We start from the raw sequence: 18,791 nt of genomic DNA, 5'->3' as shown, positions 1-18,791 counted from the left end.
GGCGATGGTCATTTGCATGCTATTAGCTACGATTATTCCTGATGTTGGACGTAGTCAAGGTAGCTTACATTTAGATCAAGTGACCGCTTTTGGCATTGCGATAGTTTTCTTTTTGCATGGTATTGGTCTTTCTCCGCGATCGTTAAAAGCGGGGATGAGTAATTGGCGCCTGCATTTATTTATTCAGTCGGCGACTTTTATTCTTTATCCCTTACTTTGGGTGGTGTTTGGTCAAGGTTTACTGGCTTTGATGCCTAGCGCATTAGCATTTGGCTTCTGCTTTTTATTTGTATTGCCTAGCACCATATCTTCATCGGTCGCTATGACCGCGATTGGTAAAGGTAATATGCCAGGGGCGATATTTAACGCATCGTTGTCTAGTATTCTTGGGATCTTAATTACCCCACTCTTAATTCAAGTTTTTATGGGTTTAGAGGGCGCTGAAATTGATGTTATGGAATCAGTCACATCTATTTCTAAGATGTTGTTATTGCCTATGATACTTGGTCAGCTGTTGAGACCTTTTTTACTATCTGGTTTTGAAAAGCATAAAAGCATTATTGGTAAACTGGATAAATGTGTCATCTTACTGATAGTCTTTAATGCCTTTAGTGATTCAGTCGCAGAGGGGATTTGGCATAGCTTTTCGATTGAGTACGTCATTATGTCGGTTTTGATTTGTGGACTGGTATTGTTCTTTGTCGTGAATTTGATGGTCAAAAGCGCTCGTTGGTTGGGCTTTAATCATGAAGATGAAGTGGCGGCCGTGTTTTGTGGTAGTAAAAAAACTTTGGCGGCAGGTGTGCCAATGGCGAAAGTGATTTTTAGTGCTGATCCTAGGCTAGGAATGATATTGTTGCCGATAATGATTTATCACCCATTACAAATATTTTATTGCGCAGTTTTGGCCAATCGCTATCAAAAGAAAGCCATCGCTCGTGAACAGCAAATAGAGGCGAATAGTTAATGTCGACAATATCTCAAGAATGGTTGGTGTTTACCCAAGACTATTACAAGTGGTTTATTACTGCATTTGTGTTGGTGTTTTATCCCATGCTGCGCCGTATTCCGGGGAAAGTTTTCTTGCGTAGTATGAAAAGCGGTATTAGTCCTCACCGTAAACAACGCGCTAGGCTATTACTCAATACCATTACTTCTATCATTTTAATCTGTTTGCTATTGATGCTATGGGGTATTGAGTTAAGAGGTCTATTGGTTGTTGGTTCTTCCATGTTTGCTTTACTGGGGGTGGCGCTATTTGCTGGTTGGTCATTACTGAGTAACTTAACGAGTTTTTTAATTTTATTTACCCAGAATGATTGCCGAGTGGGTCGTTGGGTGAGAGTGGTTGATGGTGCCAACTTTTTGGAAGGTGAAATTACGGAAATGGGCTTTATGAACGTTCAATTACGTAGTCTCGATGGAGATTTAGTTTTGTATCCGAACAACTTATTTATGACACGCCCGGTGATTGTACTAAAAGAAAAACCACAACCAAAAGATACTGAAGCCTCTGAAGTAGAAGTAACATTAGAGCAGAATAATGTGAGTGCTGTTGAATCGAAAGTTACCGATCAAAAAGTAAAATTATAATAACTAACCTGAGGTTAACTAGGTTCTAGTTTATTACGCCTGAATACGATCTTATTGGCATTGTATTCAGGCTTTTTCATGACTTGAAATAGTTTTTTGTGACTTATACTACAAAATGTTTTACAAAATCTCGGTCATCGACAATAATACGCCGCTTTTAAAATTCCGTTCATATTTTAATCAGGTAATACTATGTCAACCGCGACTACTACAAAACCAGCAAATCCAGCACCATTAGGCTTAATGGCGTTTGGTATGACAACGATTCTTTTAAATTTACATAACGTAGGTTTATTTCCACTAACTAGCGTAATTCTTGCTATGGGTATTTTTTACGGCGGTATTGCACAAGTTATCGCTGGTATTATGGAATACAAAAACGGTAATACGTTTGGTACCACAGCTTTCACTTCTTACGGTATGTTTTGGTTATCACTTGTTGGCCTAATTTTAATGCCAGGCATGGGCTTAGGTGAAGCAACGCCAGCGCATTTTCTAGCATCTTACCTACTCATCTGGGGTATCTTCACAGGCTTTATGTTTATTGCAACTTTAGCTCGTTACCCAGTAGCTAAACAAGTGGTATTTGGTAGCTTGACTCTACTATTCTTCTTGCTTGCTGCTGGTGATTTTACTGGTAATACAACCATCGGCCATATCGCAGGTGTAGTGGGTATTTTCTGTGGTTCAAGTGCGGTTTACTTAGCCATTGCTACAGTAATCAATCTAGAGTTTGGCCGTACTGTTCTTCCTATCGGTGAGAAAAAAGTAACTGCGCCCGTTGAATCAATTAAAGCTGCTGCTTAATTTATTCTAACAAAAACTTTATTGTGAAGGCCTCAGCTTAGTCTGAGGCTTTTTTGATCATGTCTGCTTTTCTAAATTTGTCTCTAAGAGAAAATAGATTTTATCTTGTTGCTGTAATAGTATGTATCCACCACAGAAAGTGGCACAATTTTTTAACTTATTCTCAGGGCGGGGTGAAATTCCCCACCGGCGGTATATAACACTTTGATGTTATCAGCCCGCGAGCGCCTAGTTCATTATCGTTTTGAAGTAGGGTCAGCAGATCTGGTGAGATGCCAGAGCCGACAGTTATAGTCTGGATGGGAGAGGATAAATGACACTTAACTACCTTAATTGCTAAGGTAGTTAAGTGGCTTTGACGTCGGTAATAGGTGGCTTGTAGCTATCGGTTTACTGACCCCTTCTTAAAGAGCCCTGATTCTGGTATCTACAGGAGATATTACCATGAATCAGAACCAACCTTCTTTATTAGCCGAATTTGGAAACCCTATTGAGCGTGTTGAAGCCGCTTTAATTGCACTGCAGCGAGGACAAGGCGTACTTGTGCTTGATGATGAAGACCGTGAAAATGAAGGCGATCTTATTTATTCAGCTGAAACACTAACGGATGCTCAAATGGCGTTAATGATTCGCGAGTGTAGCGGTATCGTGTGCTTATGCTTAACGGATGAACAAGCAAATCAACTTGATTTACCGCCAATGGTAGTCAATAACAATAGCCAAAACCAGACGGCATTTACGGTTTCAATTGAAGCTAAGCAAGGTGTGACGACAGGGGTTTCAGCAGCTGATCGCGTAACGACTATTAAGACCGCAATTTTTGCTGATGCTAAGCCCGATGATTTGGCGCGTCCAGGCCATGTATTTCCATTGCGTGCTCGTACTGGTGGAGTATTAACTCGCCGTGGGCATACAGAGGGTACGACAGACTTAATGCAATTAGCAGGTTTAAACCCAGCAGGTGTGTTGTGTGAAGTGACTAACCCTGATGGGACCATGGCACGTGCAGAAGAGATCGTGACATTTGGCAAGCAACATAATATGCCTGTATTAACTATTGATGATATCGTTCAATACCGTGAATCATTAATGAAAAAACAAGCGTAGAATATTCATTCAAATTTAAGAATGATAAATAGAGGTTAGGTTTTACTTAACCTCTATTTTTATTGTCTGATTATGAATATACCCGTCGTACTTGAAGCTGCAGTTTTGTTGCCGGCGTTCATTCGCCCCAATCACATAGGCGAGCTATGCTCATGGGGCCTCATTCACTTGTCGCCTCACTGCAACTTCAATTACTTTGGGTATAACAGATTTGGTCTCGACCTTGATTTTTGGCTCGGTAAAGCGCTTCATCGGCTTCAGTTAATAAGTTTTTAAGTGCGTTGGCATGAGTACTTGTCGAACTGGCTACACCAAAACTGGCAGTAACCGATAACGTTCCACCTTGCTCGTTATTAATCTTTAATTGACGAATTTTAGTTTGTAGTATTTCTAGTTGTTGATCTAAATCCAATTCAATATTGGGTGGGAAGATGATCGCGAACTCTTCACCACCTAGGCGTGTTGATAAGCTATTTGGGTGAGAGTATTTACGTAAAACATCGGCAATGCCAACTAATACATGATCGCCAACAACATGACCCCATCCATCATTCACTTTTTTAAAATAATCCAAATCGATCAAAACTAAATGAGTAGGATTTTCACTGCTCATTGCTAGCATTGATAATGCCTCTCTAGTAAACCGTCGGCGATTTGCTAATTTGGTTAAGGGATCTTCTTCTGAGTCTTTAACTAACTTTTCATGGATAGACTGCTGCAATTTCATTTGCTGATCCAACACATTGAGGGTGTTAAATAAGCTTTGTATTTCACTGATATTCTTTCCAGAAGTATTTTCTGTAGAGTTGGCGAGTAAACTCGCGGCCTTATTAAGATCCGATAAGGGCTTAAGAATATGCCTTTGAATATAAGTCATAATACCGGCAAGCAAGGTGATATTAGCGATTAGTATCAATACTACGATGACAAATTTAGTAAGCGCTTGTCGTTCTTCTTGTTTGTATAGACGGAATAGTTCATTGATATAGTTATTCTGTAATGCCTCAATTGCCCCTAAGCCTTTACGATATTGCATCGAGAATTCATAAGCATTGATATTTAAACGGTGGGTAACTTTTGCTTGTTCTGAGAGATCGCGAAGGAACATTTCACTCTGCTCATAGTAACTTGCTTTAGTGGTTTCAATTTGTTGTTGGAAATATTTATTCTTAGGTAGATTATCTTGTAAGTATTCGACTAATGACCAACTAACGTGAATTTCCTCCATTCGACGTATAGTATCTGAGAACTCAGAGGAAGATAGAGTGCTTTGATAGTATAGAGCGTTTACAAATGGAGCCGCTAAGCGTCCAGCGTTATCTCTTATCATTGAGATTGCGATTAAGCGGCTAACAGCACTACTGCTTGTGATTGAGTTGGTTAACTTGTTAGAAATCGCATCAATCATAACGAGTCGATATATTCGAGTCGATTTTAATAATGCATCGACAGCTTCTCGGCTTTGTTGAATATTAATCGCTGTATTTGTTTTGTAATGATCAATTTTTTCGCGTGCAATTTGCTTGCTGGTATTAATTTTTTTCCACTGCTCAGAGGTAATAAATTCTTTTGGGAGCGTGTTTAAGGCCTGATCAGTTTCTAAACGACCTTTCATCAAAGCTTGCCATGCAACCGGCTTATTTGTTGATCCGAAAAGATGAGTTCATTAGCGAAGCCACGCTCACGACCATACAAATTTAAAGCTAAAATAAATTGATTAACCACATGGAAGAACTTTGTTCGTTCTTTCGCATTATCAAAATCATGATATGAATTGACCAGTAGCCAACAGGCGAGTGAAGCAGAAAGCAAAATGGTGACAAAGATGCTGCCGCACAAGTAGCGAGAAATGGTAAATCGGGAAATAGAGTGGATATGAGTTTTCATTGGCCTCAGTATGACTACCGTATGAACATGTATCGATTAAGTCATTCAGTATAAAACAAAGGAGGCTTTTATTCTCTAAAGTGAGGATAAAAAAAAGACGCTCTTCTTGAGCGTCTTCCTTAAAAATGGTGGCCCCACACAGACTTGAACTGTGGACCTAACGATTATGAGTCGTGCGCTCTAACCAACTGAGCTATGGGGCCAAATTGTTGAACGATTATAGGGGAATGAACGAAAGGTGTCTAGATGTGAGCGTCTAGATTGCGCTTAGTTTTTATCCACTTAAACAGGTTTCAAAATTCAGGCATAAAAAAGGTGAGTATATAACTCACCTTTTAAATCAGAAATGTATCTGCTTGGCTTATTCGTCCAAGAAGCTGCGCAGTGTTTCTGAGCGGCTTGGATGACGAAGTTTGCGCAATGCTTTGGCTTCAATCTGACGAATACGTTCACGGGTTACGTCGAACTGCTTACCCACTTCTTCCAAAGTGTGGTCAGTATTCATATCGATACCGAAACGCATGCGAAGGACTTTTGCTTCACGAGGCGTTAGGCCAGCTAAAACATCTTTAGTGGCGAACTTCAAGCTAGTCGAAGTGGCTGAATCTAAAGGTAATTCAAGCGTAGTATCTTCAATAAAATCACCTAGGTGCGAATCTTCATCATCACCGATAGGCGTTTCCATTGAAATTGGCTCTTTAGCAATTTTTAGTACTTTGCGAATCTTGTCTTCAGGCATTTGCATGCGTTCAGCCAATTCTTCTGGTAACGGCTCACGACCCATTTCTTGAAGCATCTGACGAGAGATACGGTTCAATTTGTTAATGGTTTCGATCATGTGTACCGGAATACGGATCGTACGTGCTTGGTCAGCAATTGAACGAGTGATCGCCTGACGAATCCACCATGTTGCATAAGTTGAGAACTTATAACCACGACGATATTCGAACTTATCAACCGCTTTCATGAGGCCAATGTTACCTTCTTGAATAAGATCCAAGAATTGTAGGCCACGGTTGGTGTATTTTTTCGCAATCGAAATAACCAAACGTAAGTTGGCTTCAACCATTTCTTTTTTCGCACGACGAGCTTTTGCTTCACCGATTGACATTCTACGGCTGATATCTTTGATGGTTTGAACATTCAAAGACGTTTCTTCTTCGATTGATTTTAGCTTGAAGATACTACGGCGCAGATCTTCTTCGCTTTGTTTAATTTTATCTGCATATGGCTTACCTGATGCTAAAACATCATCTAGCCATGCATCTGATGATTCATTACCCGTAAAGGCTTGCACGAATGCTTTCTTCGGCATTTTTCCGTATTCAACACAAGTACGAATAATTAAACGTTCTTGTGTACGTACACGATCCATTGAGTTTTTAAGATTATTAACTAAATAATCAAACTGTTTTGGAATAAGACGGAATTGACGAAAAACATCAAGGAATTCTTGTTTGCTATCAGCAATTGCTTTGCTTTCACGACCATGTTCATTGATCGCAAGCTGTAAGTTCTGATAAGTATTACGCAGCTCTGTGAAGCGTTCTAGAGCAAGTTCAGGATCGATGCCTGTATCTTCCTCTTCTTCGTCCTCTGTTGAATCTGCATCTTCATCATCGTCATCCAGATCATCATCAGTAACAGCAAGCTCTGAACCAATGTGTGTTGCTGTTGGTGCGGCATTGCCATCATCATCAGGATCAACGAAACCCGAAATAATGTCAGTTAAACGAAGTTCTTCAGCTTGAACTTTATCAAATTGCTCAAGAATATAAGAAATAGTGCCAGGGTATTCAGCGACTGAACATTGAACTTGGTTGATGCCATCTTCAATGCGTTTAGCAATGTCGATCTCACCTTCACGAGTTAATAGTTCAACCGTACCCATTTCACGCATGTACATGCGAACTGGGTCAGTAGTTCGGCCAATTTCACTTTCTACACTGGAAAGTGCGGCTGCTGCGGCTTCGGCAGCGTCTTCATCTGCTACTGCCTCATTCAACATAAGATCGTCCGCATCAGGTGCGGTTTCAACGACTTGGATACCCATGTCGTTAATCATTTGAATGATGTCTTCTACCTGTTCTGAATCTACGATTTCTTCAGGTAGGTGGTCATTTACTTCGGCGTAGGTCAGATAGCCTTGTTCCTTACCTTTTGCGACAAGTAACTTTAGCTGTGACTGCGGATTTTGATCCATCGACGATATCCAACTTGAGGTCTGAGTGAAGAATATTAGTATGCGAAATGCAAACCGCCAATTATAACAAATTTAATCATTGCTCGCCACTTAAGAACGTTTTCTTAGGGCGTTGCTGAACTAAGGACGTTGAAGAATAAGATCTTGCAACTCCCGTTTTTCCTCGACTGATAAGCCGGAGCTTCTTTCTTTCGCTTGCAAAGTTTCAATTTGTTTTTCAATACATTGGGCTAGTATTTTATCCAATGTATCTAAAAATACATCTTGTTCATTATCATCATTGAGGGGAATATCCCAATTCATTAAGCGTGATAATAATGCTTCATTTTGTTGATTTCGCCAGTGTTCCATCAACTGGGCAGACTTGATATGGGGATTTTCTCGACAAATATCAAGTACATTTAATAATAAACTTAAACCTGGTAAGTCTATATGGCGAATTGTATCTAAATTTGGTGCTAATTCAGCATAGCTGGGTTTTTGCAAAAGTAATGCGATAACCACTCGCATTGGGGTGCGCTTTATTTCTTTATGTGGCTGCGGTGTTGTTTGTGGTTGACTGTCTTTAGCAATTAATTGTTGTAATTGACGTTCATCCAGTAATCCGAGCTTTTTACCTAATAAGTCTCTCAAGTATAGACGTAATGTTCCACCTGGCACTTTTTCTATTAATGGCACTACCAATGAGGTTAACTTTGCTTTACCTTCATTGCTGCTGGTATCCACTTGTTGCATCAAGGTCGAGAATAAAAATTCTGACAACGATGTTGCATGGAATACCTGTTGCTCAAATTGTTCTTTACCATATTCACGAATGTAAGAATCAGGATCTTCACCATCGGGTAAGAACATGAATTTTAATTGTCGACCGTCAGTTAAATACGGCAATGCATTTTCCATCGCTCGCCATGCAGCTTCTCGACCGGCGCGATCACCATCGTAACAACAGACAACAGTACCCGTTTGGCGAAATAGCATCTGCATGTGATCGCCAGTAGTTGAGGTACCGAGTGCAGCAACCGAGTAATCAACGCCATATTGCGCTAAGGCCACCACATCCATATAGCCTTCGACCACTAAAATTTGTGCAGGTTCACGATGGCTTTGTAGAACATCGTATAAACCGTATAACTCTTTACCTTTATGGAAAACGGGCGTTTCCGGGGAATTTAAATATTTAGGTTTTTCATCACCTAGTACTCGTCCACCAAAGCCAATCACTCGTCCACGTCGGTCTCGAATTGGGAACATAATACGGCCACGAAAACGGTCATAGCGATTGCCTTTATCGTTTTCGATCAGCATGCCGCCTTCGACCAACATATCCTGTACGGCTTTTTGTTGGCCAAAGTTTTTACGCACATTATCCCATTCATCTGAGACATAACCGATACCAAATTTTTGTACAATTTCGCCGGATAATCCGCGATTTTTAAGGTATTCAATTGCTGGTTTATTGGCGGAAACTTTTAACTGAGACCGATAATATTGACTAATACTTCCCAGTAAATCGTATAAATTGCGTTTTTGCTCAGCGTTAGCGCGTGGAACATTACTTGGGAAGTTACCACCACCTCGTTGCTCACGAGGAACGTCAAGGCCCAATATCCCTGCTAATTCTTCAATCGCTTCTACGAACTCCAGACGTTCGTATTCCATCATGAAATCAATGGCATTGCCATGAACACCACAGCCAAAACAATGGTAAGTTTGGCGATCTGGGCTGACAATAAAAGAGGGCGATTTTTCATTATGAAACGGGCAACATGCGCCGTAGTTCTTACCTTGTTTTTTGAGTTTAACGCGTGGATCAACAAGATCGACGATATCAACTCGAGCAAGAAGGTCATCAATAAAACTACGTGGTATGTGTCCTGCCATAAAAATTTAAACTCTTAATGATTGTTTAAGTTGGGCAAATGATAATTTAGTTCCTAGTTCCTAGTTCCTAGTTCCTAGTTCCTAGTTCCTAGTTCCTAGGGGCGATAACCTATATTTCACTTGTTATTGCAGTGTGTTTTTATTGGTGGATTAAAGTTAATAGAGATAGTTTTCCTAGAAACTAGGGACTAGAAACCTTGTATCCTTTTATATACAAACAAGCCGTGCAACTCCAAAGAAGTGCACGGCTTGCTTTAATATATTTGGGAAATTTAAGCTAACTTAGAACGAACTAAGCCACTTACTTTACCCATGTCTGCACGTCCTTGAAGTAGAGGTTTTAAAACCCCCATTACGTTCCCCATGTCTTGCATGCCCGCAGCACCAGATTCAGTAATTGCTTTATCAATTAAAGCAGCGACTTCTTCATCGGTGAGCGGTTGAGGCATAAATTCCTCTAAAACCGTAATTTCTGCTTTTTCAGCATCTGCAAGATCTTGACGATTTGCAGCTTCATATTGCGTAACAGAATCGCGACGCTGTTTAACCATTTTAGTCAACACGGCAAGAATGTCGTCATCGCCCAGAGTAATCTGTTCGTCAACTTCACGTTGCTTAATTGCTGATAGAGCTAAACGGATAGTGCCAAGGCGCGCTTTGTCCTTGGCTTTCATCGCTAACTTTTGCTCTTCTTTAAGTTGGTCAATCAGAGCCATAACTTAAGTCCTTATGGAAGTTAAGTTATTAGTACAAGCGAACGCGACGTGCGTTTTCGCGAGCTAGCTTTTTAGCGTGACGCTTTTGAGCCGCTGCTTTAGCGCGTTTACGTACAGTTGTTGGTTTCTCATAGTGCTCACGACGACGCACTTCAGAAAGAACACCTGCTTTTTCGCAAGAGCGCTTGAAACGACGTAGTGCCACGTCGAACGGTTCGTTATCACGTACTTTAACTACTGGCATATGCCTTTCACCTCAGGGGTTATTCGTTAACGCTGATCGTTGAGTCTGTTCAATTGTTAGCCCAGACATTAATCAGCTAGATCAAAAATGGTGCGGAATTTTAATCCGATCGCTACCCATTTGTAAAGCATTATCAAGGGAAGATCTGGTTAAATTTTTTCCGAGGCGGTAAGATTACGCTCAATTCTAGAAAAATCAACCGATGTACCAAGAAGTACAGGGATAACTATGCGAATTTTAGGTATTGAAACCTCATGTGATGAAACCGGCATTGCGATTTATGATGAAGAGCAAGGGTTGTTGTCTCATCAATTATATAGCCAAGTGAAATTACATGCCGATTATGGTGGGGTAGTGCCTGAACTGGCCTCTCGTGATCATGTAAAGAAAACCATTCCATTGATTAAAGCGGCATTAAAAGAAGCCGGCTTAAAGTCAAAAGATATTGATGGGGTGGCTTATACCGCAGGCCCCGGGTTAGTTGGCGCATTATTAGTAGGTGCAACGATTGGTCGTAGCCTTGCTTATGCGTGGAATGTTCCGGCGGTACCGGTTCATCATATGGAAGGGCATCTGTTAGCGCCGATGCTAGAAGATAATCCACCTGAGTTCCCGTTTGTCGCTTTGCTAGTTTCTGGCGGGCACACCATGATGGTGGAAGTTAAAGCGATTGGTGAATATCAAATTTTAGGTGAATCAATTGATGACGCTGCTGGTGAAGCATTTGATAAAACCGCTAAATTGATGGGCTTAGATTATCCTGGCGGTCCTTTATTATCTCGCTTAGCAGAAAATGGCACTAAAGGTCGTTTTAAATTTCCACGTCCAATGACCGATCGCCCGGGGCTCGATTTTAGTTTCTCTGGTTTAAAAACTTTTGCGGCTAATACGATTGCGGCAAATGACAATGATGATCAAACTCGTGCGGATATTGCTTATGCTTTCCAAGAAGCGGTATGTGACACTTTAGTGATTAAGTGCCGTCGTGCACTAGAGCAAACTGGACTAAAGCGAATAGTGATTGCTGGCGGAGTAAGTGCTAACAAGCAGTTGAGAATTTCGTTAGAAGCTTTGGCTCAAAAAGTGGGTGGCGCTGTGTATTATCCACGTACCGAATTTTGTACTGATAATGGTGCCATGATTGCTTATGCGGGGATGCAGCGTTTACGTAATGGTGAGGTGACGGATCTTTCTGTACAAGCTCAGCCTCGTTGGCCTATTGATCAATTGCAACCCATTGAATAAGTTTTGATGAGAATGCAATGAACAAACGGCAGCTAATTCACCTGCCGTTTTTATTATCTATACCCAAGTGACTTCAAAATGCAGAATTCAGAGCTATCATCCAAACCTTTAGGCAAGGAAGATTGGCGAAGGAATGTAGACACCTTTCAAACCAATCTGACGCAGTATAAAGATTTGGATGAAGCTCCCGAAGGGCAAGTTAAAACAAGCTTTATGCTGCGTTAAATTGAACAGAGATAGAATCACTATGATCATATTCCATTTGCCTTGCCTAAAGCTTGTTTTATTCTTGCTGAAACTCGCATCTTGAAGTTACTTGGGTATATATCTTTATTGGGTAGTTGGTTTATTTGGGGCTGTGAGAAGAAAGTTTTTTCTTGTCCATCTTAGGTTCGCTACCATCAATCAAACGTTTAATGTTTTGGTAGTGTCTAAAGATGATTAGGCAAGAGAGCATTGCCACTGGAATGGTATATTGCGGTTTGACCAGCCAAGTATAAAATGGTGCGAGTAGTGATGTGACAATGGCTGCAAGCGATGAATAGCGGCTGAAGAAGAAGGTGATAAGCCAAGTTGCCATCACCATGCCGGTTAAATCAAAACCAATGGGCGCCATAGTACCCACCGCGGTGGCGACGCCTTTACCACCTTTAAAGTGGAAGAAGATTGGGTAAATATGACCAAGACAAGCGGCAACCCCAATAAAACCAAGAATTAGCGGCTCAATGCCTAAATAATAACTTCCCCAAACTGGAAGCATTCCCTTCAAAATATCACACAACAGCACACCAAGCGCAGCCCATTTTCCACCAACACGTAATACATTTGTGGCGCCTGGGTTTTTCGAACCTTGGAGTCGTGGGTCTGGTAATTGGCACATTCGAGAGATCAGCACCGCACTCGAAATTGACCCGAGTAAGTAGGCGAGAATGATCAATATAAGTGCCAGAATGCTCATAGTCTTCCTTGGCGGTAGTGTGTAGTTGGGAATTTGTAGTATATTTTGCGCATATTACGTGTTTTTATCTCACTTGGGTATCCGATGAGTCGTAATCTTAGAAATTCAATGATATTAATTTTTATAAGAAAGAATCTAATTTATTAAAAGGAAACAGCATGGCCTTGGACAAAGTATTTATTGAGCAATTAGAGGTGATTACCACGATTGGTGCTTATGATTGGGAGCAAGATATTAAACAAAAATTGGTTCTCAATATCGAAATGGCTCATGACAACCGTCCAGCTGGCAAAAGTGATGATGTTAATGATGCATTAGATTACGCCCAAGTGAGTCAAGCCGTCTTAAATCATATCGAGAATGGTCACTTTCAATTGGTTGAGCGAGTAGCAGAAGAAGTCGCCGAACTGATCATGACGACCTTTACTGTGCCTTGGGTGAAAATTCATTTAATCAAGCCGGGTGCGGTGCCACAAGCGAAAGGCGTAGGCGTGATTATTGAACGAGGCCAAATGTGACGCTCAGCTATATTGGGGTAGGTAGTAATCTTGAACCAGAAAAGCATGTAAAAGCTGCCTTTGAAGAACTTAACTTGCTTGGTGAGTTAAGAGCTTCTAAGGTTTATCAATGTCAGCCAGTTGGTTTTGATAGTCATGTTTTTTACAACCTAGTGTTTGAGTTAGAAACTTCATTAAGTTTGCCTGAGTTACAAATCAAGCTTAAAGATATTGAATTGAAATGGGGACGAGAGATTGAAGCACAAAAGTTCCAAGATCGAACGTTAGATCTGGATATTTTGCTGTATGGCAACGTGTTTTCAACGGTTAAGCCAATCTTGCCAAGAGCCGATATTTTTCATTATGAGTTTGTTTTACAGCCGTTATATGAATTGTGTCCAGATTTAAGCATACCGAATGATGGTCGAACTATCCGTCAACTATGGGACAGTTTTACGCCGAAAGGTAGCCTACAAGAGGTCCCTTTTGATTTTGGGTAATACTGAAATAGATAAAAAATAGGCGTGATACTTAAGCGTATCACGCCTATTTTGTTTGTGTTGTTCTATTTGTACAGCTCAGTAGGGTTGATTAACCCCAAGCCATACCAAGTAATAACATGCCAAAAAGAATTCGGTAGATGCCAAATCCTACAAAGGTGAATTTAGCCAAAAAGCTGATAAACCACTTAATCACGAAATACGCCACAATGAAGGCTGTGATAAAACCAACCGCGAGGTTAGTAAAATCAGCGGTAGTGAAGTCTTGATAGTGCTTTAATAAATCATAACCAGATGCCGCTGCTAAAACCGGTAAACCTAGTAGGAATGAAAATTCAGCACAGGTTTTACGATTCAATCCGACGAGCATGGCGCCGATAATGGTTGAGCCTGCACGGCTAGTACCTGGAATCAAAGCAAATATCTGCGCAAAACCAATCCACATAGCTTGCTTCATAGTGACGTCATTGACATCGGTGGTTGGGCAGGATTCTTCTTGGTAATATTTTTCTACTGCGATGAAAATAATCCCGCCGACGATAAACATTACTCCCACTACCGTGACACTAAATAACGCTTTCACCACATCACTCATTAGAAAGCCAATGATACCGATAGGTAAGAAAGCCACCGCGACTTTCACCCAAAGATCAAAGAATCTAGGATGAAACTTTTCTTTATAGTTAGCGATAACGGCCAAAATAGCGGCTACTTGAATGATGACTTCAAAAGCTTGGTTGGTATCGGTATTGGCAATGCCTAACCAATCACCGACAACAATCATGTGTCCAGTCGATGAAATAGGTAAAAACTCAGTAATACCTTCGATTATTCCGAGGATAATGGAATCAAAAATGGTCATTGGAAGTGTGTATCCCTAGTTAAATTGTATCGCTGGTAAATCACTTACCGGATCAGGTTTATGTTACGCATCAATATGGCGAAGCAAAAAATTGGCCGCATTGTACGATGATTCCCATAGATAATACAGGGAGTTATTTGAGCAGTTTCATTGCTTGAATTGCAGCGGTTCTTTGCTTATCTAATTCCTCTCGGATAGCTTTCCCTGTAATGCCTTGGGAGATAATGGCTTGAACATCAATGCTCACTGCTGAGTGGTAGTAATCTAGCATGCGTTTTTTTTGTGGATAGGGTTGAGATTCCAATCCTAAGCGTCCTTGGTGATCGGCCAGACAGCATAATAAGACTTGCTCAAAGCGTTGTGGTTTACGCCAAGCATCGAGTTGGTTGAGCAATTTGAGTACAGTGGAGGCTTTGAGTTCCATAGTGCGGTGGATATTAGAATGATGTTGGCAAACTAAGAGGGCTAAATCGCGGCATTCATTTGGAACGGTTAAGCGTTGGCAAAGTTGTTTGATAAGTTTTAGACCAGTATGGCAATGCATTTTGTGGCTTGGCCATTCTGATTTAGGAGTAATAGCTTTACCTAGATCATGTACTTGTGCGGCAAATCGTACTGCAATATCTGAGCTTAATTGAGCTGCTTGTTTTGCCACCATTAAAGTATGAATGCCGGTATCGATTTCAGGGTGCCAGCGCTCAGGTTGAGGGACGCCAAATAACGAATCGATTTCCGGTAAAATCACCGCTAGTGCACCGCATTGTTTTAGTATTTCTAGGAAAACTTGTGGGGAGTCGGTGTTTAATGATTTCTGCCATTCTTGCCATACACGTTCAGCGGTTAAATATTTTAATTCACCAGAATCAACAATTTGTTTCATTAATTGCATGGTTTCTGGCGCGATAGTAAAGCTAAAGGGGTGTAGTTTAGCGGCAAACCTTGCGACACGTAGAACACGTAGAGGATCTTCACTAAAGGCGGGGGAGACATGACGCAGGATTCGATCTTGTAGATCTTTCTCACCGTTGTAAGGATCGTGTAATGTACCATCAGGGCTTTGCGCGATAGCATTAATTGTTAGATCGCGGCGAGCTAAATCATCTTCTAGGGTAACGTCGGGCGCGTAATGGCATTCAAAACCGGTGTAGCCTTGGCCTGATTTACGTTCAGTACGAGCCAGAGCGTATTCTTCTTGAGTTTTAGGATGAAGAAATACTGGGAAATCTTGCCCTACTGCACGAAAGCCTTGTGACAACATTTCTTGTGGGCTACTACCAATCACCATCCAATCTTTATCGTAACTTGGAATGCCAAGAAGTTGGTCACGCACTGCACCGCCTACCAGATAAATTTCCACTCGAAACCCTTTTTTACCATCATATTGATCGGCATTTTAGCAACAATACCAATTCCAACAAATAACTGATCATCTTAGCTTGTTAAAAAACTCGCTAACTGCGTTATAAAATTTGTATGTAGAACCACTACTAACAGAAATTTTGTGCCTTGTTATCAAGCTTTTTTCCTGCGCTAATTCAGACCACTTATTTATCGGAATTGGTATAAATTAGAACTTCGCCACGATGAAGTGGTCAGTGAGTATAAATAATGTCACTTATCATGTATTTTAGTGGCCGATAGCTTTTTTCTGGTTTGAGAGTGTGCATGTACAAGGATTTTTTTGGTTTATCAGAACTACCGTTTACGATTGTTCCAAGCTCTCGCTATATTTTTCTGAGTGCACGTCATCGGGAAGCGATGAATCATTTACAAGCGGGTTTAGGCGGCGGAGGTGGTTTTGCTTTACTCACTGGTGAAGTTGGCACGGGTAAAACGACCGTTTCTAAAGCGTTGCTTTCGGTATTAGAATCGAATGTTAAAACCGGATTATTGTTGAATCCAACCTATACCAGTACAGATTTGTTAGAAGCAATTTGTGATGAGTTTTCTATTTCTTACCAACAATCTGCCAGTCTTAAGCAACTCACCCAAGCGATCTACCAATACTTATTGGATAACCATGGTAAGGGTATCAAAACACTACTTTTGATTGATGAAGCTCAGCATTTATCCGCCGATGTGTTAGAGCAATTACGATTATTGACTAACTTAGAAACAGAAAGTCAAAAGCTACTTAGAGTACTATTAATTGGCCAGCCAGAGTTGCAATATAAGCTGCAAACTGAAGAGTTACGCCAACTCGCACAACGTATTACCGGACGCTACCACCTACTGCCTTTAACTACCGATGAAGTCTCGCAATATATTCAATTTCGCTTACAAGTGGCAGGTGGGCAATATGATATTTTTACTGCCAAAGCGATTAAGTTGATAGCTAAACAAACCCAAGGCGTACCTCGCTTAATTAACTTAGTTTGTGATAAATGCATGTTGTATGCCTACTATGGTGGTGAGGCTCATATTTCTTTGAGTGTCGCAGAAAAAGCGTGTGAAGATGTGATGAGCTTTCAATGCCCAATTGGCCGTTCCAATCCAGTGTTAAATGGCGGAACTGAATCGACCACTCAATCTCAACCTTGGTTAGCCTATTTCGTAAGCTTGTCGGTGGGTTGTTTGTTAGCGGCAACAGCGTGGTTTTGGGTTCCAAGCTGGATGGTAAGCGAAAAGCTTGAGAGTGCTAGTTTTGAATCAGTAGCCGAGCCAATCTCAGCACAAGTTAATCAAACTGCCCCAAATAACAATGATCTATCATCTCAAAACAACAACATCGCTGAGTTGGTTGAGCCGTTGATCCGCCAAAGTTATAACCCCATTTCCGCGATGAAAACATTGATGGCCTTATGGGGATATAAGGTGGCGAATGATGAAGCGAATTGCCAACAAGTGGAGCGCGCGAATTTATACTGCTATCAAGATTCAGGTACTTTAAATGATCTGGCGGTCATTAATCGTCCAGCAATGCTGACACTACAAGATCAATACCATTCTTATTTCGCCATTTTATATAAATTGTCTGATGAAAAGGTGCAATTGTTACTCGCAGATAAAAGAGTTGAAGTTCCAACGCAGTGGCTGAAACAACATTGGAGCGGAGAATTTCAGTTGTTGTGGCATAGTGAGTTGGCTGGCCAAACTTTGAAATTAAGCTCTCAAGGGCCGGAAGTCGAGAAACTGAATAATTTATTGTCTCAAGTATTAGGTGAGCCGCTGAAAGAACGTCATCAATTTGATCAAAGTATGAAGAATAGAGTGGAAGCCTTTCAAATGTGGCAAGGCATTAATGTTGATGGTATCGCAGGTAAAAGAACGTTGATGTTGCTTGATAGCTACGTTAATAACAAAGCGCCGAGTGTGGTTGATAGTATCTTACCGTTAGCCACGGAGGATAAGTAATGTCTGAAGTAATGAAAGCGCTCCAACAATCAGAACAGGCTTATCAAGCGCAAATATCACAACCTCATCTCTCCTCTCCAGCTCGCCTTAATGTTACCAAAACGACGCGCTGGTGGTTGGTTGGGCTATTTGCAGTGTTACCGGTTATTGCGATATTGGCAGTGATGACTTATTTGCATTTTAATCCGGCGACTCTTGAACCCTCTCAACTTGAAGCTACTGATGCTTTAACAAATCAAAAACGAGCGGTAATACTTGAGAACAGTGAGCCATTAGCTAAGTTGTTACCTTACCCGGAACTAACTGAATTAACGGCATTACCTAAACCGGTCGCTAAACCTTTACCAGCAAGACCTAAACCGTCAACCACCGCGAGTCGAAATAACTCTCCATCAGAAGGGCGACGTATTAAAACGGATCAAGTCAATGTTAGCGATGTATCAAAGCAAGATTGGAATGTTGATAACCTTGATCTTTCGGGCTTATCACCTGAACTTGCTCAGCGTTTTCAATCGGCATTAAAAAAGCACCCTACTCAAAGTGCATCTCAAACGAAAACTACTTCGATGCCTATTAAGCCACAAAATGCCATTAACTTGGTGGGGCATGAAAGTGATTATCGAGGTCGCTTACCCAAAATGAATTTTGAAACTCATATGTACTCTTCTCAATCTCAAAGTCGCTGGATTAAAGTAAACGGAAATAATGTGCATGAAGGGGAGTGGGTGATCAATAAATTGGTCAAGTTGGATCAAATACTACCTGGTAGTTTGATTGTGACATTTGATAATCAGCAACTGCAAATTCCAGCTTTGTATGAGTGGCAAGGCTAGGCTACGAATTTGAAAGTAGATCTCGTGAAACTGGTATCAGATGCGAAAAAATTATGTTTTAGGTTAAAAAAGTTAATCATCTTTACTGATGATGCCATCACTTA

General features: G+C 41.0%; 18 protein-coding genes, 1 tRNA gene and 1 riboswitch. Of the genes, 9 read left to right on the top strand and 10 right to left on the bottom strand.

All coding sequences use genetic code 11. The features are described 5' to 3' along the window. The first annotated feature begins 4 nt into the window (after positions 1-4). The 4 genes from QQJ93_RS10795 to ribB all read left to right on the top strand — a co-directional run bounded on the left by QQJ93_RS10795 (position 5) and on the right by ribB (position 3,507). Entirely contained in the window at positions 5-967 is a 963-nt protein-coding gene (locus QQJ93_RS10795) for a bile acid:sodium symporter family protein (RefSeq protein WP_431313597.1), read from the top strand. Beyond that, positions 967-1,593, top strand: coding sequence for a mechanosensitive ion channel domain-containing protein (locus tag QQJ93_RS10790; RefSeq protein WP_089122216.1), 627 nt, complete (start codon positions 967-969; stop codon positions 1,591-1,593). The genes QQJ93_RS10795 and QQJ93_RS10790 overlap by 1 nt, the downstream gene beginning before the upstream one ends. A gap of 192 nt (positions 1,594-1,785) precedes the next feature. Further along, entirely contained in the window at positions 1,786-2,400 is a 615-nt protein-coding gene (locus QQJ93_RS10785; protein WP_089122217.1) for an acetate uptake transporter, read from the top strand. Between the two features lie 155 nt (positions 2,401-2,555). Then, positions 2,556-2,715, top strand: a riboswitch (FMN riboswitch). 129 nt (positions 2,716-2,844) lie between these two features. Continuing rightward, positions 2,845-3,507, top strand: a complete 663-nt coding sequence (gene ribB / locus QQJ93_RS10780) for a 3,4-dihydroxy-2-butanone-4-phosphate synthase (protein WP_089122218.1) — start codon at positions 2,845-2,847, stop codon at positions 3,505-3,507. Between the two features lie 187 nt (positions 3,508-3,694). Here ribB and QQJ93_RS10775 read toward each other — a convergent pair whose 3' ends face one another. From QQJ93_RS10775 to rpsU, 7 genes are all read right to left on the bottom strand, one after another. Next, positions 3,695-5,122 (bottom strand): GGDEF domain-containing protein, encoded by a 1,428-nt coding sequence (locus tag QQJ93_RS10775; protein WP_089122220.1) that lies wholly within the window; start codon positions 5,120-5,122, stop codon positions 3,695-3,697. Next, positions 5,122-5,394, bottom strand: coding sequence for a hypothetical protein (locus QQJ93_RS10770; protein WP_089122221.1), 273 nt, complete (start codon positions 5,392-5,394; stop codon positions 5,122-5,124). The genes QQJ93_RS10775 and QQJ93_RS10770 overlap by 1 nt, the downstream gene beginning before the upstream one ends. A gap of 126 nt (positions 5,395-5,520) precedes the next feature. Then, positions 5,521-5,597 (bottom strand) — tRNA-Ile (locus tag QQJ93_RS10765). A gap of 158 nt (positions 5,598-5,755) precedes the next feature. Further along, complete coding sequence (gene rpoD / locus QQJ93_RS10760) at positions 5,756-7,597, bottom strand: RNA polymerase sigma factor RpoD (RefSeq protein ID WP_089122222.1); 1,842 nt, start codon at positions 7,595-7,597, stop codon at positions 5,756-5,758. A 120-nt stretch (positions 7,598-7,717) separates the two neighbouring features. Next, a complete protein-coding gene (gene dnaG, locus QQJ93_RS10755) occupies positions 7,718-9,478 on the bottom strand; it encodes a DNA primase (RefSeq protein ID WP_089122223.1) in 1,761 nt (586 codons plus the stop codon). A 272-nt stretch (positions 9,479-9,750) separates the two neighbouring features. After that, positions 9,751-10,194, bottom strand: coding sequence for a GatB/YqeY domain-containing protein (locus QQJ93_RS10750; RefSeq protein WP_089122224.1), 444 nt, complete (start codon positions 10,192-10,194; stop codon positions 9,751-9,753). Positions 10,195-10,222: 28 nt separating this feature from the next. Next, positions 10,223-10,438, bottom strand: a complete 216-nt coding sequence (gene rpsU / locus QQJ93_RS10745) for a 30S ribosomal protein S21 (RefSeq protein WP_017024921.1) — start codon at positions 10,436-10,438, stop codon at positions 10,223-10,225. A gap of 228 nt (positions 10,439-10,666) precedes the next feature. Here rpsU and tsaD point away from each other — a divergent pair, with 228 nt between their 5' ends. Then, positions 10,667-11,683, top strand: a complete 1,017-nt coding sequence (gene tsaD / locus QQJ93_RS10740; protein WP_089122225.1) for a tRNA (adenosine(37)-N6)-threonylcarbamoyltransferase complex transferase subunit TsaD — start codon at positions 10,667-10,669, stop codon at positions 11,681-11,683. A 346-nt stretch (positions 11,684-12,029) separates the two neighbouring features. Here the strand turns inward: tsaD and plsY are convergent, their stop codons facing one another. Further along, positions 12,030-12,641 carry a glycerol-3-phosphate 1-O-acyltransferase PlsY gene (gene plsY, locus QQJ93_RS10735; RefSeq protein WP_089122226.1) on the bottom strand — a complete coding sequence of 204 codons (612 nt, stop codon included), beginning with the start codon at positions 12,639-12,641 and terminating at the stop codon, positions 12,030-12,032. Between the two features lie 158 nt (positions 12,642-12,799). Here plsY and folB point away from each other — a divergent pair, with 158 nt between their 5' ends. Next, positions 12,800-13,159 carry a dihydroneopterin aldolase gene (gene folB / locus QQJ93_RS10730; protein ID WP_089122227.1) on the top strand — a complete coding sequence of 120 codons (360 nt, stop codon included), beginning with the start codon at positions 12,800-12,802 and terminating at the stop codon, positions 13,157-13,159. Further along, positions 13,156-13,638 (top strand): 2-amino-4-hydroxy-6-hydroxymethyldihydropteridine diphosphokinase, encoded by a 483-nt coding sequence (folK, locus tag QQJ93_RS10725; RefSeq protein ID WP_089122228.1) that lies wholly within the window; start codon positions 13,156-13,158, stop codon positions 13,636-13,638. The genes folB and folK overlap by 4 nt, the downstream gene beginning before the upstream one ends. 91 nt (positions 13,639-13,729) lie before the next feature. Here folK and QQJ93_RS10720 read toward each other — a convergent pair whose 3' ends face one another. Together QQJ93_RS10720 and QQJ93_RS10715 are read right to left on the bottom strand one after the other, a co-directional pair. Next, entirely contained in the window at positions 13,730-14,500 is a 771-nt protein-coding gene (locus QQJ93_RS10720; protein WP_089122229.1) for an undecaprenyl-diphosphate phosphatase, read from the bottom strand. A gap of 133 nt (positions 14,501-14,633) precedes the next feature. Continuing rightward, complete coding sequence (locus QQJ93_RS10715) at positions 14,634-15,857, bottom strand: multifunctional CCA addition/repair protein (protein WP_089122230.1); 1,224 nt, start codon at positions 15,855-15,857, stop codon at positions 14,634-14,636. Positions 15,858-16,165: 308 nt separating this feature from the next. Here QQJ93_RS10715 and QQJ93_RS10710 point away from each other — a divergent pair, with 308 nt between their 5' ends. Next, positions 16,166-17,854: an ExeA family protein gene (locus tag QQJ93_RS10710; protein WP_089122231.1), complete on the top strand. Its 1,689-nt coding sequence runs from the start codon at positions 16,166-16,168 to the stop codon at positions 17,852-17,854. After that, positions 17,854-18,687, top strand: coding sequence for a general secretion pathway protein GspB (locus QQJ93_RS10705; protein WP_089122232.1), 834 nt, complete (start codon positions 17,854-17,856; stop codon positions 18,685-18,687). Before QQJ93_RS10710 ends, QQJ93_RS10705 begins: the two co-directional genes overlap by 1 nt. Positions 18,688-18,791 lie beyond the last annotated feature (104 nt).

Source organism: Vibrio algivorus, assembly GCF_030161215.1.
Classification (GTDB): Bacteria; Pseudomonadota; Gammaproteobacteria; order Enterobacterales; family Vibrionaceae; genus Vibrio; species Vibrio algivorus.
Note: the sequence above shows the minus strand (reverse complement) of the source record. Positions and strands in the feature narration are given on the sequence as shown.

Bases quoted from the DNA above. Each gene is read 5' to 3' on its own strand.
- dnaG (WP_089122223.1), bottom strand. From the start codon at position 9,478: ATGGCAGGACACATACCACGTAGTTTTATTGATGACCTTCTTGCTCGA.
- QQJ93_RS10790 (WP_089122216.1), top strand. From the start codon at position 967: ATGTCGACAATATCTCAAGAATGGTTGGTGTTTACCCAAGACTATTAC.
- QQJ93_RS10775 (WP_089122220.1), bottom strand. From the start codon at position 5,122: ATGAAAGGTCGTTTAGAAACTGATCAGGCCTTAAACACGCTCCCAAAA.
- ribB (WP_089122218.1), top strand. From the start codon at position 2,845: ATGAATCAGAACCAACCTTCTTTATTAGCCGAATTTGGAAACCCTATT.
- folB (WP_089122227.1), top strand. From the start codon at position 12,800: ATGGCCTTGGACAAAGTATTTATTGAGCAATTAGAGGTGATTACCACG.
- QQJ93_RS10770 (WP_089122221.1), bottom strand. From the start codon at position 5,394: ATGAAAACTCATATCCACTCTATTTCCCGATTTACCATTTCTCGCTAC.
- QQJ93_RS10705 (WP_089122232.1), top strand. From the start codon at position 17,854: ATGTCTGAAGTAATGAAAGCGCTCCAACAATCAGAACAGGCTTATCAA.
- plsY (WP_089122226.1), bottom strand. From the start codon at position 12,641: ATGAGCATTCTGGCACTTATATTGATCATTCTCGCCTACTTACTCGGG.
- QQJ93_RS10750 (WP_089122224.1), bottom strand. From the start codon at position 10,194: ATGGCTCTGATTGACCAACTTAAAGAAGAGCAAAAGTTAGCGATGAAA.
- QQJ93_RS10795 (WP_431313597.1), top strand. From the start codon at position 5: ATGGTCATTTGCATGCTATTAGCTACGATTATTCCTGATGTTGGACGT.
- QQJ93_RS10710 (WP_089122231.1), top strand. From the start codon at position 16,166: ATGTACAAGGATTTTTTTGGTTTATCAGAACTACCGTTTACGATTGTT.
- QQJ93_RS10720 (WP_089122229.1), bottom strand. From the start codon at position 14,500: ATGACCATTTTTGATTCCATTATCCTCGGAATAATCGAAGGTATTACT.
- rpoD (WP_089122222.1), bottom strand. From the start codon at position 7,597: ATGGATCAAAATCCGCAGTCACAGCTAAAGTTACTTGTCGCAAAAGGT.
- QQJ93_RS10785 (WP_089122217.1), top strand. From the start codon at position 1,786: ATGTCAACCGCGACTACTACAAAACCAGCAAATCCAGCACCATTAGGC.
- rpsU (WP_017024921.1), bottom strand. From the start codon at position 10,438: ATGCCAGTAGTTAAAGTACGTGATAACGAACCGTTCGACGTGGCACTA.
- tsaD (WP_089122225.1), top strand. From the start codon at position 10,667: ATGCGAATTTTAGGTATTGAAACCTCATGTGATGAAACCGGCATTGCG.